13 protein-coding genes and 1 pseudogene are annotated in these 16,223 nt (G+C 72.1%); 3 read left to right on the top strand and 11 right to left on the bottom strand.

Annotated elements, in window-relative coordinates; genetic code table 11:
- Window positions 1-46: 46 nt before the first annotated feature.
- The 4 genes from nrdR to MVG78_RS12895 all read right to left on the bottom strand — a co-directional run bounded on the left by nrdR (window position 47) and on the right by MVG78_RS12895 (window position 3,293).
- Entirely contained in the window at window positions 47-499 is a 453-nt protein-coding gene (nrdR, locus tag MVG78_RS12910) for a transcriptional regulator NrdR (protein WP_027281366.1), read from the bottom strand.
- Window positions 500-514: 15 nt separating this feature from the next.
- Complete coding sequence (gene glyA, locus MVG78_RS12905) at window positions 515-1,819, bottom strand: serine hydroxymethyltransferase (protein ID WP_247552057.1); 1,305 nt, start codon at window positions 1,817-1,819, stop codon at window positions 515-517.
- Between the two features lie 8 nt (window positions 1,820-1,827).
- Window positions 1,828-2,271 (bottom strand): ribose 5-phosphate isomerase B, encoded by a 444-nt coding sequence (gene rpiB / locus MVG78_RS12900; protein WP_247552055.1) that lies wholly within the window; start codon window positions 2,269-2,271, stop codon window positions 1,828-1,830.
- Window positions 2,272-2,402: 131 nt separating this feature from the next.
- A complete protein-coding gene (locus MVG78_RS12895; RefSeq protein ID WP_247552053.1) occupies window positions 2,403-3,293 on the bottom strand; it encodes a dienelactone hydrolase family protein in 891 nt (296 codons plus the stop codon).
- A gap of 179 nt (window positions 3,294-3,472) precedes the next feature.
- Here MVG78_RS12895 and hemB point away from each other — a divergent pair, with 179 nt between their 5' ends.
- The gene (hemB, locus tag MVG78_RS12890) at window positions 3,473-4,468 is read left to right on the top strand and encodes a porphobilinogen synthase (protein WP_247552051.1); all 996 of its coding nucleotides are present in this window, start codon (window positions 3,473-3,475) and stop codon (window positions 4,466-4,468) included.
- Between the two features lie 46 nt (window positions 4,469-4,514).
- Here hemB and MVG78_RS12885 read toward each other — a convergent pair whose 3' ends face one another.
- Entirely contained in the window at window positions 4,515-5,666 is a 1,152-nt protein-coding gene (locus tag MVG78_RS12885; protein ID WP_247552049.1) for an alpha/beta hydrolase, read from the bottom strand.
- Between the two features lie 148 nt (window positions 5,667-5,814).
- Window positions 5,815-6,687 (bottom strand): alpha/beta fold hydrolase, encoded by an 873-nt coding sequence (locus MVG78_RS12880; protein ID WP_247552047.1) that lies wholly within the window; start codon window positions 6,685-6,687, stop codon window positions 5,815-5,817.
- Here MVG78_RS12880 and MVG78_RS12870 point away from each other — a divergent pair.
- Window positions 6,680-9,222 (top strand): annotated as a pseudogene (locus tag MVG78_RS12870) (penicillin acylase family protein). The gene MVG78_RS12880 and the pseudogene MVG78_RS12870 overlap by 8 nt on opposite strands.
- A 54-nt stretch (window positions 9,223-9,276) precedes the next feature.
- Window positions 9,277-10,053, top strand: coding sequence for an arginyltransferase (locus tag MVG78_RS12865; RefSeq protein WP_247552045.1), 777 nt, complete (start codon window positions 9,277-9,279; stop codon window positions 10,051-10,053).
- A 24-nt stretch (window positions 10,054-10,077) separates the two neighbouring features.
- Here MVG78_RS12865 and MVG78_RS12860 read toward each other — a convergent pair whose 3' ends face one another.
- From MVG78_RS12860 to rnc, 5 genes are all read right to left on the bottom strand, one after another.
- Complete coding sequence (locus tag MVG78_RS12860) at window positions 10,078-11,280, bottom strand: patatin-like phospholipase family protein (protein ID WP_247552043.1); 1,203 nt, start codon at window positions 11,278-11,280, stop codon at window positions 10,078-10,080.
- A 122-nt stretch (window positions 11,281-11,402) separates the two neighbouring features.
- Window positions 11,403-13,637, bottom strand: a complete 2,235-nt coding sequence (gene parC / locus MVG78_RS12855) for a DNA topoisomerase IV subunit A (RefSeq protein ID WP_247552041.1) — start codon at window positions 13,635-13,637, stop codon at window positions 11,403-11,405.
- A 58-nt stretch (window positions 13,638-13,695) separates the two neighbouring features.
- Window positions 13,696-14,493 (bottom strand): DNA repair protein RecO, encoded by a 798-nt coding sequence (recO, locus tag MVG78_RS12850; protein ID WP_428480812.1) that lies wholly within the window; start codon window positions 14,491-14,493, stop codon window positions 13,696-13,698.
- Between the two features lie 7 nt (window positions 14,494-14,500).
- On the bottom strand, window positions 14,501-15,526 hold the full coding sequence (gene era / locus MVG78_RS12845; protein ID WP_247552037.1) for a GTPase Era: 1,026 nt from the start codon (window positions 15,524-15,526) through the stop codon (window positions 14,501-14,503).
- A complete protein-coding gene (gene rnc / locus MVG78_RS12840; RefSeq protein ID WP_247552035.1) occupies window positions 15,519-16,223 on the bottom strand; it encodes a ribonuclease III in 705 nt (234 codons plus the stop codon). The genes era and rnc overlap by 8 nt, the downstream gene beginning before the upstream one ends.

Below are 16,223 nucleotides of genomic sequence, written 5' to 3'. Positions count from 1 at the left end.
GTCGTGATCGTGAGGCATGGCGAAGGGGGGCGGGTTTGGCACCCCCTCAGCCATTGTCCAGCGAGCCGAGCAGGTCCTGGAAGTCCTTCGCCTCGCGGAAATTCTCATAGACGCTGGCGAAGCGGACATAGGCGACCTGGTCCAGCTCCTTCAGCCGCTCCAGCACCATGCGGCCGATCTGCCTGGAGGTGACCTCGCTGTCCCCGTCCGTCTCCAGCCGCCGTTGCAGGCTGTTGACGATGCGGTCCACCGCCCCCTCCTCCACCGGCCGCTTGCGCAGCGCGACGCGGATGGAGCGGCCGAGCTTGTCGCGGTCGAAGGGCACGCGGCGGCCGTCGGTCTTCACCACCGTCAGCTCGCGGAGCTGCACCCGTTCGAAGGTGGTGAAGCGCTCGCCGCAGCCGTTGCAGACGCGGCGGCGGCGGATGGAGTTGCCCTCATCGGCCGGCCGGCTGTCCTTGACCTGCGTATCCTCGCTTCCGCAGAAAGGGCAACGCACCGGCCGGCGGTCCCGTCAGGCCTGGTAGATCGGGAACCGGGTGCAGAGTTCGAGGACCCGGGCCTTCGCCGCCGCCTCGGCCGCGCTGTTGGCCCCGGCATCGTTGGCCTTGCCGAGCCCTTCGAGAACCTGGCCGATGAGCTGCCCGATCTCGCGGAACTCGGCCTCCCCGAAGCCGCGCGTGGTGCCGGCGGGGGAGCCCAGCCGGACGCCGGAGGTCACCATCGGCTTCTCCGGGTCGAAGGGGATGGCGTTCTTGTTGCAGGTCAGGTGGGCGCGGTTCAGCGCCGCCTCGGCGGCCTTGCCGGTCAGCGACTTGGGCCGCAGGTCCACCAGCATCAGGTGGTTGTCCGTGCCGCCGGTGACGATGCCGAAGCCCAGCCCCTGCAGCGTCTCGGCCAGGGCCTTGGCGTTGGCGACGGTCTGGCGGGCATAGGCGCGGAACTCGGGGCGCAGCGCCTCGCCGAAGGCCACGGCCTTGGCGGCGATGACATGCATCAGCGGCCCGCCTTGGAGGCCCGGGAAGACGGCGCTGTTGATCTTCCTGGCCAGCGCCTCGTCATTGGTGAGGATCATGCCGCCGCGCGGGCCGCGCAGGGTCTTGTGCGTCGTGGTGGTGGTGACATGGGCGTGCGGCACCGGCGAGGGATGCGCGCCGCCGGCCACGAGACCGGCGAAATGCGCCATGTCCACCATGAAATAGGCGCCCACCTCGTCCGCGATCTCGCGGAAGCGGGCGAAGTCCCAGTGCCGGGCATAGGCGGAGCCACCAGCCACGATCACCTTCGGCCGGCTTTCCCGCGCGATGCGGGCGACCTCCTCCATGTCGATGAGCTGGTCCTCGCGCCGCACCGTATAGGGCGCGACCTTGAACCACTTGCCCGACTGGTTGGCCGGGGAGCCATGGGTCAGGTGGCCGCCGGCGGCGAGGTCGAGGCCCATGAAGGTGTCGCCCGGCTGCATCAGGGCGAAGAACACCGCCTGGTTGGCCTGGGCGCCGCTATGCGGCTGGACATTGGCGAAGCCGGCGCCGAACAGCGCCTTGGCGCGCTCGATCGCCAGGGACTCGGCGATGTCCACGACCTCGCAGCCGCCATAGTAGCGGCGGCCGGGATAGCCCTCCGCGTACTTGTTGGTCAGGACCGAGCCCTGCGCCTCCATCACCGCGCGGGAGACGATGTTCTCGGAGGCGATCAGCTCGATCCCGTCCTGCTGCCGCGCCAGCTCGCCCGTCAGCGCGGCGGCGATCTCGGGATCGGTCTCGCTCAGCGGGGCGGAGAAGAAGCGCGACAGGTTCGGGGCGGTGGTCTGGTCGTTCATCGGGGGCCTCAGGCGGAAGGCGTGCGTTCGGGGGTCAGCTTGGCCACGCGGCGCTCGTGCCGGCCGCCCTCATAGGGAGTGGTCAGGAAGGTGCGGACGGCATCCAGCGCCACTTCCGGCCCGATCATCCGCGCGCCGAGCGCGATGACGTTGGCGTCGTTGTGCTGGCGGGTCAGCCGGGCGCCGGTGACGTCGTGCACCAGGGCGCAGCGGATCTTCGGGTGGCGGTTGGCCGCGATGGAGATGCCGATTCCCGTGCCGCAGACCAGCACGCCGAACTGGGCATGGCCGGAGCTGACCGACTGCGCCACCTTGTTCGCGAAATCCGGGTAATCCACGCTTTCCGGCCCGTGCGTGCCGAAATCCTCGACCGTATGGCCGGCGCCTTCCAGCGCCTTCTTCAGCGCGGCCTTCAGCTCGACGCCGGCATGGTCGCTTCCCATCGCCACCATGAACGTGGCGCGCGGGGGGAGGATTGTGTCATGTGCCGTTCCCTACCATGGCTGGTGGTTCCGTGAAACAACGACCACCCGCTGTGGCCGCCCGGGCTGCCATGCACCGGTCGTGGCATCGCGGGCGGGGTTCATCTTCCACCGGGCGAGAGGCGCGCCAGGAACGCCCCGGCCCGGCGGATCGCATCGGCACGGGCCGCCGCGTCGGTGCCCATCCGCACCCGGCCATCGCCCTTCGGGGTGATCGCCAGGCCGGACAGTTCCCGCACCGGCATATGGGGCTGGTCGAAGCCGTGTTCCGCCCCCGGATAGGTCACGCTTTCGACGACGGGTCCCAGGCGGTCATTGGTGTGACGCGCCAGGGCCTCGCAGAAACGCGCCGGGGTCCAGTCATCGGCGCCGCCCAGCAGCATCAGCACGGGCGATGCCGGCGCGAAGGGCGGCAGGGCGCGCCCGGTGCGGACGCAGCCGGGATAGAGGGCCACGGCGCCCCGGAGCAGCCCTTCCGGCACGGGCCCGAAGGCGCGGTTCACCGCCGCGAGCACCGTGCTGCCGCCATGCGACCAGCCCAGCAGCACGACGCCTCCGGGCAGCGCCCAGCCCTGCCGCTCCGCCCAGGCGGCGGCGGCCAGCGCATCCCCGCGCCGAAGGTTCTCCGGCTGGATGCCGCGCTCCCCGCCATGGCAGACCTCCGACACGCCGCGCGGCCCGAAGCTGTCGGGAAAGAGCACGGGATGGCCTTCGGCGGCGAGGCGCGCCGCCCAGTCGGCCTCCCGTGCCGGCAGGTGCATGGGCCGGTTCGGCCCGCCCAGCCCGCCGCAGCCATGCAGGGCCACCACCGGCACGCCCCTTGGGACGTCCCGCCGCCCATCCCCGGGCAGCACCAGCAGGGCGCGGAGCGTGACGCCGTCCGGGCCGGGGAAGGAGACGGGTTCCGGCGCCGCCATCGCCGGCCGGGATATGGCGAAGCCGGAGAGCAGGCAGGCCAGGACCGCCAGCCGGCGGAGACGGAACGGATTCATGCCAGGGCCTCCCGGATGGAATGCGCGGGGCGAGCCCCTTCCGGTTCCGGCCGCAGCCCCGCGCAACGGGAATTTGGCATCCGGCGGCGGTTTGGCCACATAGGAGGCTCCGATGGCCGGACCGCCCCTGCCCGCCCGTGGCGCCCGGCGGTTCCGTTTCGCAGAGGCCCGAGAACAGCGTGATCATTCCCAGCTTTCCCCTCGCCCGCCCGCGCCGCAACCGGCGCGACGACTGGACCCGTCGTCTCGTGGCCGAGAACCGGCTCTCGGTGGATGACCTGATCTGGCCGATCTTCATCCGCGAGGGTGACGGGGCGCCGGAGGAGGTGGCCTCCATGCCCGGCCAGTTCCGTGTCGGCCTGGACCGTCTCGTGGAGCATGTCGGACAGGCGGTGGAGCTGGGCATCCCGGCCATCGCGCTCTTTCCCGCCACGCCGGCCGGGCGGAAGGATGCCGAGGGCAGCGAGGCGCATAACCCGGAGAACCTGATCTGCAGCGCCGCGCGCGCCCTGCGGGCGGCCTTCCCGAAGCTCGGGCTGATCGGCGACGTGGCGCTCGACCCCTATACCGACCATGGCCATGACGGGGTGATCCGCGACGGCTATGTCCACAACGACGAATCCGTCGCGGTGCTGGTGAAGCAGGCGCTGGTGCAGGCCGAGGCCGGAATCGACTGCCTCGCCCCTTCCGACATGATGGACGGCCGCATCGCCGCCATCCGCCGCGCGCTGGACGACAAGGGCCTCGTGGACACGCGGATCATGTCCTACGCGGCCAAGTATGCCTCGGGCTTCTATGGCCCCTTCCGCGACGCGCTGGGTTCGGGCGGCGCGCTGAAGGGCGACAAGAAGACCTATCAGATGGACCCGGCCAATTCCGACGAGGCGCTGCGCGAGGTGGCGATGGACCTGTCGGAAGGCGCCGACATGGTGATGGTCAAGCCGGGGATGCCCTATCTCGACATCATCCGCCGGGTGAAGGACGGGTTCGGCGTCCCGACCTTCGCCTATCAGGTGAGCGGCGAGTACGCGATGCTGATGGCGGCGATCCGCAACGGCTGGCTGGATGGCGACCGCGTGGTGCTGGAGGCGCTGATGAGCTTCAAGCGTGCCGGCTGCGACGGGGTGCTGACCTATTTCGCCCTGGACGCGGCGCGGCGCCTGCGCGCCGGCTGAGCCGGGAAGCGCCCGGGAGGATGAACCTCCCGGGCGCCAGCCAGGGTTAGCGGTGCTGGGGCGGCACCGGGCGCATGCGTCCGCGCGGCGCGGCCGGGCCGGAGGGGACCGGTGCCTCCAGGAAGATGTCGCGCAGCCGCCCGGACAGGAAGGTCTGGGCCTCCCTGGCCTTGGACAGCACGGCGTCGGCGCCGAAGAATTCGTGCGTGACGCCGGCATAGACCTGCCGCTCGACCGGCGCGTTGGCCCGGCGCATCGCTTCCTCCAGCCGGGCGCCGTCATCGACCAGCGGGTCGATCTGGGCGTTGAGGATGATGGTCCGCGGCATGCCGCGCAGATCGGCCTTGCCATAGATGTTCAGGCGCGGGTCCTGCAGGTCCGAGCCGCCATTGGTGTACTGGCCCAGGAACCACAGCAGCGCCGGGGTGCTGAGCGGCTTGGCATTGGCGAACTGCTGGTAGGACGGCGTCCGGTCGGTGCCCGCGACCGGGTAGATGGCGCCCACGGCCAGGGGCTTCGGCCCGTTGCCGGCCTGGGCCGCAAGGGCCGTGGCCAGGGCGAGGTTGCCGCCCGCGCTCTCGCCCACGATGGCGACCTTGTTCGGATCGGCGCCGAGCACCGTGGCGTTCCGCACCGCCCAGACATAGGCGGCATAGGCATCGTCATGCGCGGCCGGGAACTTGTTCTCCGGTGCCTTGCGGTAATCGACCGAGACGACCACGGCATTCGCATCGGCCGAGAGGGCGCGGCAGGAGGAGTCGTAGGTGTCGAGATTCCCCAGCACCCAGCCACCGCCGTGGAAATAGACGATCAGCGGCAGCGGCTTCTGCCCACGGCGCTCGGGGATCTGCGCCGAGCTGTAGACGCGGGCCGGCAGGGCGCCACCGGGGCCGGGGATGGAGATGTCGCGCACCAGCGGCAGCGGGCGGGGGTCGGTGGACTTGCCCGTCTGGCGCAGCAGGTTCTTCACCGCGTCGCCAAGGCCGGGCTGAAGCCGGGCCTCCAGCGGCGAGAGGGTCTCGACCGGCTTCGGGTTCAGCGAGGCGAGGCTTTCCAGCAGCGCCCGCATCTCCGGGTCCGCCAGGCCCGACGGATCGGCCGGGCCGGTGGGCGGGGCGGAGGTGTTCGCGCAGGCCGAGAGCAGGGCGGGCATGCCAAGGCCCAGGAACAGGGCGGATCGGCGGGAGAGCGGGGTCATCGGCGGGTTTCCTCCGGTTTCCGGACCCGGCCAGGGGGCCGGGAAGACGGTCCGGGAACGCCGAGGAGCCGGGGGGTTCCCGAACATGGCGCATGGCTGACACGTTCCGTCACAGTGCAACCATGCGGTGGGCCGGGGCCGGCCCGTTTCAGCGCCGGGCCAGGAAGTGCGTCACGAGGGAGGTCTGGGACAGGCTCATCAGCGCCGGCGCATGGCCGCAGCCGGGGATCACCGCCAGCTCGGTGCCGGGCCGTTCCAGCATCCGCGCCGCCGTGTCCGGCAGCAGCAGCGGGCTGTCCTCGCCGCGCAGCAGCAGCACCGGCAGGTCCAGCATCCGCCAGAGCGCCCAGAGATCGACATCGGCGGGGGGTGCGAGGCGCAGGGGCTCGCCGATCGCCGGGTCGTAATGCATCACCAGCCGCCCATCGGCCGTCGCCCGCGCGCTGGTTTCCGCGAGGTGCCGCCACTGCGCATCGGTCAGCCGGCCGAAGCCGGCATGGATCGCCCGCAGGTGCCGCTCCAGCGCCTCGATGTCGGGAAAGCTCAGGACCTCCGACAGATAGGCACCGATATGCGCCAGGGCGGCGGCCGGGATGAAGGCGCCGACATCGTTCAGCACCAGGCGGCGCAGGCGGTTCCCCGGCAGCGCCGCCACCGACATGCCGATCAGCCCGCCCATGGAGGTGCCGACCCAGTCATAGGGCCGCTCCAGCGAGGCCAGCATCGGCGCCAGGCCCGTCACGTAGGTCGGCACGCTGTAGAGCGCGCCCTCGATCAGCCAGTCGCTGATGCCGCGCCCGAAGATGTCGGGGCAGATCACCCGCCGCCCCTGCCCGGCCAGGAGGCGAGCCAGCACGTCGAAGTCCCGCCCGGTGCGGGTCAGCCCGTGCACGCAGATCACCGGATCGCCGTCCAGCGGGCCCCATTCGGTCCAGCGCAGCGTCGCGGCCAGGGGGTTGAAGCTGCAGCGATAGGCGCCTGTCCGGGGAGCTTCCGCCCAGGCCCTTTCGAGGATGGTCATGCGAAGGCGTCTCCCGTTCCGCGAGTCGTGCCAGGGCTTCGCGGGGGATGCTTCCATGCCCCGCCGCGCGGCCCGATCACGATCCGTCCATGGCCGGGGCAGGCCGCGGGCTTCCGCCGCGCCCCGGCTCCGGCCGCCCCTGGTGCCCGGACCGTGCCCCTGGCCATACTGCGCCGGCATGCGCCGCCCGCAACATCCCCGTCCGTGGCGCCGCAGGTTGCGCGCCGGCCTCGGCATCCTCGCCCTTCTCCTGCTGCTGGCCAGCGCCGCCGTGGCGGGCTGCCTGTGGTGGACGCTGCCGCCACGCGAGGCGAGCCTTTCGCTGCCCGGCCTTTCCGCCCCGGTGGAGGTGGCCTTCGACGAGCATGGCATCCCCCGCATCGCCGCGCGGAACGAGACCGACGCCGCCATGGCGCTGGGCCTGCTGCATGCCCGCGACCGGATGTTCCAGATGGACCTGATGCGGCGAGGCGCCTCGGGCCGCCTCGCCGAGATCGCGGGCCCGGCGGCGCTGCGCGCCGACCGTTTCATGCGCGTGCTGGATCTGGCCGGAAGGGCGGAGGCCGATCTCGCGGCCCAGGCCCCGGAGACGCGGCGCCTGCTGGACGCCTATGCCGCCGGGGTGAATGCCTGGATCGCGGAGCGTGGCCGCTTCGCCGCCCCGGAATTCCTGCTGCTGGGGGCGCCGGAGCCCTGGCGGCCCGCCGACAGCCTGCTCTGGGGCAAGCTGATGGGCCTCTACCTGTCCGGCAACTGGCGCACCGAGCTCGCCCGCGCCCGGCTGGCGCGCAGCCTGCCGCCGGAGCGGATCGACGAGCTCTGGCCCGCGGATGAATCCTCCGGCCATGCCGAGGTGGCCGCGCTCGATCCGGCGATGCCCGGGCGGCTGCTGGCCGCCCTGCCCGAATTCCCGGGCGACGCGCCCCTGCCGGACAGCGCCTCCAATGCCTGGGCCGTGGCGGCGCGGCGCTCCACCACGGGGGTGCGCTGCTGGCCTCGGACCCGCATCTCGGCTTCGGGGCGCCGGTCCTCTGGTACCTGGCGCGGATCGAACTGCCGGAGGGGCATTTCCTGGCCGGGGCCACGGCGCCGGGCGTGCCCTTCATGGTGATCGGCCGCAGTGACCGGCTGGCCTGGGGCTTCACCACCACCCATTCCGACACGCAGGACGTCTTCGTCGAGCGCCTCGCCGGTGCGGAGGGCTACGAGACCCCGGATGGCCTCCGCCCCTTCACGCTGCGGGAGGAACGGATCGCCGTGCGCGGCCAGCCTGAGGAGGTGCTGCGGGTGCGCGAGACGCGCCACGGGCCGGTGGTCTCGGATCTGGACCCGGTTCCCGGCACCACTCCCCCGGGAACCGTGCTGGCGGTGCAGATGGCCAACCTGGCCCCGGGCGATACGGCGGCCTCCGGTCTGCACGCGCTGAACCGGGCCACGACGCTGGAGGAGGCCGGCGCCGCCGTGGCGCGCATCAGCAGCCCCGCGCAGAATGTCGTGGTGGCGGAGGCGGCGGGCGAGGTGGCGCTGTTCCTGGCGGGCCGCACGCCCATCCGCGCCTCGGGCGATGGCAGCCTGCCGGCGCCGGGCTGGGACGGCAGCCATGACTGGACCGGCTGGGTTCCCTTCGCGCAGATGCCGCACACGCTGCGCCCGGCCTCCGGCGCGGTGGCCAATGCGAACAACCGGGTGCAGCCGCAGGACTCGCCCGTCTTCCTCGGCCGCGACTGGTTCGGCGACTGGCGCTTCCGCCGCATCGCCGGCGCCCTCGCGGCCCGGCCGCGCCATGCGCCGGAGGATTTCGTGGCGCTCCAGGAGGATACGGTCAGCCTGCTGGCGCGCGAGCTGCTGCCGCGCCTCCGGGCCCTGCCCCGCCCCGCCGGGCTGGCCGGCGCGGCGCGGGACCTGCTGGACGGCTGGGACGGCGAGATGGCGGCGGACCGGCCGCAGCCGCTGATCTTCAACGCCTGGATGCAGGAGGCCGGTGCCCTGGCCCTGCGCGCCGGCGGCGTGCCGGAGGGGAGCTGGGAGGCGGGGCCGGAATTCCTCCGCTTCGCGCTGACCACCGAGGCGGGCGCGGCCCATTGGTGCGGCCCGGGGGGCTGCGACGCCCTGGCCGCCGAGGCGCTGTCCCGGGCCAGCGACAGGCTGGCCGCGCGTTTCGGCCCGGACCCTGCCGCCTGGCACTGGGGCGAGGCGCACCGGGCGCTGTTCGAGCATCCGCTGCTGCGCTTCGTGCCGCTGCTGTCGCGCCTGACCCGGATCAGCGTGCCGACCCCGGGTGACGGGGAGACGGTGAACCGGGGCGGCTACCGGGCGGATTTCGCCCATGTGCACGGGGCGGGCCTGCGGCTGGTGGCGGATCTGGCCTCGCCGGACGGGCTGCTGGCGGTGATCGCCACAGGCCAGTCGGGCAATCCCCTCTCCGCCCATTGGGCCGACCTGAACGCCGCCTGGGCGGCGGGGCACCCGCTGCGCCTGGGCCGGGACGCGCCCGTGGCGGGAAAACTGCATCTTTCTCCCGCTCCGGCACGTTGAAACGGCATTGATGCATTGCGGCCGGGCTCCGCAATCACGAGAATAAGAGGGACGATGCTTTCCCGCAGCCCCACCCGTCCGCAGTTCTTCTACACGACCACGCCCCTGCCGTGCCCCTATCTGGCGGGACGGACGGAGCGGAAGATCGTGACCGAGCTGGCCGGGCCGGATGGCGAGGCGCTGCACGACCGGCTGTCGCGCGCGGGTTTCCGCCGTTCCCACAACATCGCCTATGCACCGGTCTGCCCGGGCTGCCGCGCCTGCATCCCGATCCGCATCCGGGTGGCCGATTTCACGCCCGACCGCACGCAGCGCAAGGTCGGGCGCGGCAATGCCGATCTCCAGGGCCGCGAAACGCCCGCCCGTGCGACGGCGGAGCAGTACGCGCTCTTCCAGCGCTACCAGCAGGGCCGCCATGGCGATGGCGACATGGCCTCGATGGGGTTCTACGACTACCGCGCCATGGTCGAGGACACGCCGATCACCACCCGCGTGGTCGAGTTCCGCGAGGCACCGGACCGGCTGGTGGGTGCCTGCCTGACGGACATGCTGGGGGATGGGCTTTCGGCCGTCTATTCCTTCTATGACCTCAACTCGGCGCGGCGGTCGCTCGGCACCTTCACCATCCTCTGGCTGGTGGAGCATGCCGCCCGGCTCGGCCTGCCCTATGTCTATCTCGGCTACTGGGTGCCACAGAGCCGGAAGATGGCCTACAAGGCCCGCTTCCGCCCCAGCGAGGTGCTGACCGGAGGCACCTGGCGCCCGCTGACGGATGCGGAGATCGAGGGGGAAGGCGAGCCGGTCGCCGCCTCCCCTGCCCCCGTGGAATAGGGCTCCCTTTCCTACTGGCCGGGATCAGGCCACGGGCGCGGCGAGCGGCGGCGGGGAGAGGCCGTTCGCGGAGGGGCCGGCCTCGGTCCTCACCTCTCCCCGGCAGACCTCATGCAGCATGGCGGCCAGCCCCGCTGGCTTGCGCCGCGCCCAGGGCGCCTGCCGCAGCGCTGCCCAGAGCTCCGCATGGCCCGCCTCGCGCCTCGCCTCGATGGAGGCGCGGGAGAATTCGGCGTCGCTGCCGGAAATCGCCGCCGGACCCGGGTCGTAAGTCACGTGCAGGATGTCCATCCGGGTGGTCCGTGCCAGGGCTGCTTCCTCCGGCGGGTCCTGCCCCGCCAGATCGGGCCGCGCCTCGCGCAGCAGGCTCCGGGCGTGGCAGAGATCCACCCGCGCGGCCAGCGAGCGGATGCCGCGGCAGGTCCGGCTGGCATACTGGATTTCCTTCTGCCGCCACTGCACCCCGTCCATGCTGTCCGGCACCTCCCCCTGGCGGCTCCAGAGGTCGATGATGAAGACGACGCAATGGCCCGCCGGCGGGCTGCGCAGGATGGCCTCCAGCGGGGTATTGGACACGCAGCCGCCATCCCAGTAGGTGCGGCCGCCGATGCGCTGCGGCGGAAAGGCTGGCGGCAGGGCGCCGCTGGCCATGACATGCTCGGGGGTGATCCGGCTTTCGCGGCTGTCGAAGAAGACCAGCTCGCCCGTTTCCACATCCGTGGCCCCCAGGCTGAGCCGTGTCCCGCTTTCCGGGCCGAGGCGGCCGAAGCGGACCAGCCCTTCCAGGGTCCCCCGCAACGGTGCCGTGTCGTAGAAGCTGAGCGCCGCCTCGGAGCCGGGCGGCGCCAGATAGGGCCCCGGGATGCGGGGCGTGAAGAAGCCCGGCTGGCCCAGGAGCAGCGCCTCCCAATAGCTGAAGGCATCGGACAGGCGGGGGTTCCGGCCGCGCGGGAGCGGGTCGGGGCGGGAGATGGTGCGCCAGAACCCGGTCAGCCGCTCCAGCCGCTCCGCCGGTTCGTTGCCCGCGATCAGCGCCCCGTTGAAGGCGCCGATGGAGATGCCGATCACCCAGTCCGGGGTGAAGCCGGCCTCCTCCATCGCCTGATAGGCCCCGACCTGATAGGCGCCGAGCGCGCCACCGCCCTGGAGCGCGAGGATCACCGTCGGCTTCGGCCCGTTCTGGGGATGCGCCCGCACCGGGGTGGCGGTGACCGGGGTCATGGCCATGCAGGCCCTCCTGAACCATGGCTGGAGCGCGGTCCCCGGCCGGACCGCATCACTCCATTCCGGGGATGCTACCCGGCGCGCGCCCGGCCCGCACGCGATTCCGGCCCGGTGTGCCCCCGGCCTCAGCCGTCGAAGCTGTTGCTCTTGGGGAAGCCGTTTGGCGGCATCTTGCCGGCACCGGCGCGGTTCCCCAGCCAGCCGGACAGCGCCGTCTCGGTGCGGGTGCGCCCGCCGAGCTGCCAGGTCAGGCCATCGGCGCGGCGGAAGACCTTCACATCCGACAGGCCGCCATCCTTGTAGCCCTGCAGCGTCACGCCACGGCCCCGGGTCATTTCCGGCACCTGCTCCAGCGGGAAGACCAGCAGCTTCCGGTTGTCGCCGATCACCGCCACGCTGTCGCCCTCCACATCCGCCACCACGAAGAGCCGGTCGGGGGCCTCCACGGTCAGGACGTTCTTGCCGGTGCGCTTCTCGGCCAGCAGGTCCTCGGCCTTCGCGATGAAGCCGCGCCCGGCCTTGGAGGCGAGCAGGAAGCGCAGCCCTTCCTTGTACACGAAGGCGGCGATGATCTCGTCCTCGTTGCCCAGATCCACCATGAGCCGCACGGGCTGCCCGTCGCCGCGCCCGCGCGGGATGGCATCGGCCTTGATGGTATAGGCGCGGCCGTTGGAGGCCATGAAGACGATGCGGTCCGTGGTCTCCGCATGCAGGCTCAGTTGCAGGGAGTCGCCTTCCTTGAAGCGCAGCTCCGCCTCCGGCGGCAGATGTCCCTTCTGGGCCCGCAGCCAGCCTTTCTCCGACAGGATGACGGTGATCGGCTCGCGCTCCACGAAGGCGGATTCATCCACCAGCGCCGCCGCGGGGGCCTGGGCCTGCACCGTGCGGCGGCCGCCCAGCGCGCCGGAGCCGAACTTCTCCCGCGTCGCCTCCAGTTCCTCGCCGATCCGCTTCCAGCGCGCCGCCTCGCTGGACAGCAGGCGCTGCAGCGTCTTGCCCTCCGCCGTGAGCTTCTTGTGCTCCCGGCGGATCTCCATCTCCTCCAGCTTGCGCAGGGCGCGCAGGCGCATGTTCAGCACCGCCTCGGCCTGCACCTCGGTCAGCGAGAAGGCGCGGATCAGCGCCTCCCTGGGGTGGTCCTCCTCGCGCACGATGCGGATCACCTCATCGAGGTTGAGATAGACGGCGAGATAGCCGTCGAGGATCTCCAGCCGCCGCTCGATCGCCGCCAGCCGGTGCTGCGAGCGCCGCACCAGCACCACCTCCCGGTGGTCGAGCCAGTGGCGCAGCACCTCCTTCAGCCCCATCACGCGCGGGGTGCGGTCGGCGGCCAGGACGTTCATGTTCAGCGGGATGCGCGATTCCAGCGGCGTGGCGCGGAACAGCGTCTCCATCAGCATGGCGGGATCGACGGCGCGGGACTTCGGCTCCAGCACCACGCGCACCACATCGGTGCTCTCGTCCCGCACATCGGCCAGCAGGGGCAGCTTCTTCTGCTCCAGCAGCTCGGCGATCTGCTCGATCAGGCGGGACTTGGCGACCTGGTAGGGGATTTCCGTGACCACGACCTGCCAGGTGCCATTCTTGAGCGGCTCGACCTCCCACTTCGCGCGCAGGCGGAAGCCGCCGCGCCCGGTCTCGTAGGCGCTCAGGATCGCCTCGGGGCTTTCCACCAGCACGCCGCCGGTCGGGAAGTCCGGGCCAGGCACGTGGCGGACCAGCTCGGCCGTCGTGGCCGCCGGGTTGCGCACCAGCTCCAGCGCCGCGGCGCAGAGCTCGCCCGCATTGTGCGGCGGGATGGAGGTCGCCATGCCGACCGCGATGCCGTTCGCGCCATTGGCCAGCAGGTTCGGGAAAGCCGCCGGCAGCACCACCGGCTCCCGCTCCTCCCCGTCATAGGTCGGGCGGAAATCGACCGAGTCCTCCTCGATCCCCTCCAGCAGCGCCTTGGCCACCTCGGTGAGCTTGGACTCGGTGTAGCGCATGGCCGCGGCGTTATCGCCGTCGATATTGCCGAAATTCCCCTGCCCCTCGACCAGCGGGTAGCGGGCGGCGAAATCCTGCGCCAGCCTCACCAGGGCCTCGTAGACCGAGGCATCGCCGTGCGGGTGGAACTTGCCGATCACGTCGCCCACCACACGGGCGCATTTCTTGAAGCCGCCCGCCGGGTCCAGCTTGAGCTGGTGCATCGCCCAGAGCAGCCGCCGGTGCACCGGCTTCAGCCCGTCCCGCACATCCGGCAGGGAGCGCGAGACGATGGTGGACATCGCATAGGCGAGGTAGCGCTCGCTCAGCGCCTCGGCCAGCCGCGTCTCGTTGACGCGCCCACCTTCCGGAAGGGTCTTCAGGTCATCCGGCATCGCTCAGTCCTCTCGCCCGACGGTGTTCTTGCTTCGTTCTTGATCTCAGTGTGGCGTTCTACGCCGAAACATCGCCGGGGGGAACCTCCGACGGCGGCTCCGGGGACAGCTCCGGGGGCGCGGCCAGGGCGGAGACCCGGTCATGGAGCATCTCCCGCGCCGCGGGGACCGGCCGGTGCCGTGTGCCGAAGGCGTCGCGGGCCAGGAAATGCCCGGTGAGCCGCAGCCCGGCCACCCAGTCCTCCGGCCCCGAGGCGGCGGCCGGATCGCGCAGGAAGGCCGGCAGCGGCAGGAGGCGGTCGCGGTAGGGTTCCGCCACCTCCGCGCAGACGGCCCGGCCGGTGCGGGGGGAGACATGGGTCAGCCCCTCGGCCACCCCGGTCTGGGCGCAGCGGGAAAGGTCGAGCCCATAGCCCAGGTCGGTCAGCAGCATCAGCTCCCAGCGGATATAGTCGGGCAGCAGCTCCGCCGTCGCCGCCGGCTGCGTGCCGAGCCGCGCCAGGATGGGCAGCAGCCCCCGGAACAGGCGCGGATGCGCTTCCCGCTCCGGCAGCGCCTCCCCGGCCACGGCACAGGCGGCGGAGAGCAGCGCGAGGGCCAGCGGGTCCTCCATCGCCAGGGCGGCGGTGGGATGCACCAGCTCCCCGCTCAGGTTGCCGAGCTGGTCGGCCAGCCGGGCCCGCCAGCGTGCCTCGATCAGGTTGCCGGCCTGCCAGACCGCCGCCTGCCCGCGGGAGGTTCCGCCATGGACCATGCCGCCATGGCGCCCATGCGCCTCGGTCAGCACCACCGCCACCGCCCCGCCCTCGCCATAGGGGCGGGCATCGAGGACGATGGCCGGGGCCTGCCACTCGATCAGGGGGCTAGCCCTCTTCCTCGTGCAGGCCGATGGCGCGCAGCCGGGCGCGCTCCTCGTCCCAGCCCGGGCGCTCCTTGACGTTCAGGAAGAGATGGACACGGCGCTCCAGCAGGCGGGTTAGCTCCTCCCGCGCCCGGCGGCCGATCTCCTTGATGCGCGCTCCGCCATCGCCGATCAGGATCGCCTTCTGGCTGGCCCGGCCGACATAGATGGTGCAGTCCACCCGCACGCTGCCGTCACGCCGCTCCTGCCAGCTCTCGGTCTCCACCGTGGCGTGGTGCGGCACTTCCTCATGCGTCTGGCGCAGGATCTGCTCGCGCACGATCTCAGCCGCCAGCATCCGCTCGTTGAGATCGGAGAGCTCGTCCTCCGGGAAGAGCCAGGGCCCCTCCGGCATGGCCTCGGCCAGCTTCGCGGTCAGCCGTTCCAGCCCGTCCCCGGTCTCGGCGCTGACCATGAAGGTCTCGGCGAAGGTGAGCTGCTCGTTCAGGGCGGCGGTCAGCGGCAGCAGCCGCTTGGTGTCCAGCAGGTCGGTCTTGTTCAGCACCAGCCAGAGCGTCGGGGAGCCGCGCTTCAGCCGGGTGACGATGGCCTGCACCGCCTCGGTCAGCCCGGCCCGCGCATCCACCACCAGCAGCGCCATGTCGGCATCCTGCGCGCCCGTCCAGGCGGCGGCGACCATGGCGCGGTCGAGGCGGCGCTTGGGGCGGAAGATGCCCGGCGTGTCCGTCAGCACGACCTGGGAGCGGCCATGCATCAGCACCGCCCGCACCCGGAAGCGCGTGGTCTGCGGCTTGGGCGAGACGATGGTGACCTTGGCGCCGGTCAGCCGGTTCACCAGCGTGGACTTGCCCGCATTGGGCGCGCCCAGCACGGCGACGATGCCCGCCCGGGTCGGCCCGGCGGCCTGTGCCTGTCCGGAAGGGGCCTGCCCGGAAGGCGTCTCCGCCCCGCCAGCGGCCGGTGGCCCATCGGGCGGCCCATCGGCCGGCAGGGAATCCTCGGGCGTGCCCGCCCCGCTGTCAGTCATGATTCTTCTTCTCGGGCTCGGACCCCGCCTCCGGGGGCAGCCCGGACAGCCAGGCTTCGGCGGCGGCCTGTTCGGCGGCGCGCTTGGTGTCGCCCTTGCCCTCGGCGGTACGGCCCTGCGCCTGCACCTCGATCACGAAGACAGGTGCGTGGGAGGGGCCGGTGGTGGAGGCCATCCGGTAGACCGGCAGGCCCAGCCCGCGGCCCAGCGTCCATTCCTGCAGGCGGCTCTTGGCCGACATGGGCGGGGTCGGATCGGCCGCGATCAGCTCGGCCCAGTAGCGGCGGACGAAGCGCTGCGCCGCCTCCAGCCCGCCATCGAGATACAGCGCCCCGATCAGCGCCTCCGTGGCATCGGCCAGGACGGTGGCGCGCTGGCGCAGCCCGGTGCGGCCCTCGGCCGGTGGGATGCGCAGGGCCTCGGACAGGCCGATCCCCTCCCCGACCTTGGCCAGCGTATCGGCCGCCACCAGCACGGCGAGGCGCTTGCCCAGTTCGCCCTCCCGCTCCTGCGGGAAGCGTTCGGCCAGCCATTCGGCGATGGCGAGCGCGAGCACGCGGTCGCCCAGGAATTCCAGGCGCTCGTTGCTGTCGAGCTGACGGCGGCGCGGATCGGCGGCCGAGCGGTGGGTCAGGGCCTGGGACAGCAGGGCCGGATTGGCGAAGCGGTGCCCCAGGCGGTCGGCGAAGTCACTCAC

The sequence above is a fragment of the Roseomonas gilardii subsp. gilardii genome (genome assembly GCF_023078375.1).
In the GTDB taxonomy this organism is placed as follows: domain Bacteria; phylum Pseudomonadota; class Alphaproteobacteria; order Acetobacterales; family Acetobacteraceae; genus Roseomonas; species Roseomonas gilardii.
The sequence above is the reverse complement of the archived record's forward strand: the minus strand, read 5'-3'. Positions and strand labels throughout refer to the sequence as shown.

Excerpts from the sequence above, each read along its gene's own strand:
- glyA (WP_247552057.1), bottom strand. The coding sequence starts at position 1,819 with ATGAACGACCAGACCACCGCCCCGAACCTGTCGCGCTTCTTCTCCGCC.
- rpiB (WP_247552055.1), bottom strand. The coding sequence starts at position 2,271 with ATGGTGGCGATGGGAAGCGACCATGCCGGCGTCGAGCTGAAGGCCGCG.
- MVG78_RS12895 (WP_247552053.1), bottom strand. The coding sequence starts at position 3,293 with ATGAATCCGTTCCGTCTCCGCCGGCTGGCGGTCCTGGCCTGCCTGCTC.
- MVG78_RS12885 (WP_247552049.1), bottom strand. The coding sequence starts at position 5,666 with ATGACCCCGCTCTCCCGCCGATCCGCCCTGTTCCTGGGCCTTGGCATG.
- MVG78_RS12880 (WP_247552047.1), bottom strand. The coding sequence starts at position 6,687 with ATGACCATCCTCGAAAGGGCCTGGGCGGAAGCTCCCCGGACAGGCGCC.
- MVG78_RS12865 (WP_247552045.1), top strand. The coding sequence starts at position 9,277 with ATGCTTTCCCGCAGCCCCACCCGTCCGCAGTTCTTCTACACGACCACG.
- MVG78_RS12860 (WP_247552043.1), bottom strand. The coding sequence starts at position 11,280 with ATGGCCATGACCCCGGTCACCGCCACCCCGGTGCGGGCGCATCCCCAG.
- parC (WP_247552041.1), bottom strand. The coding sequence starts at position 13,637 with ATGCCGGATGACCTGAAGACCCTTCCGGAAGGTGGGCGCGTCAACGAG.
- era (WP_247552037.1), bottom strand. The coding sequence starts at position 15,526 with ATGACTGACAGCGGGGCGGGCACGCCCGAGGATTCCCTGCCGGCCGAT.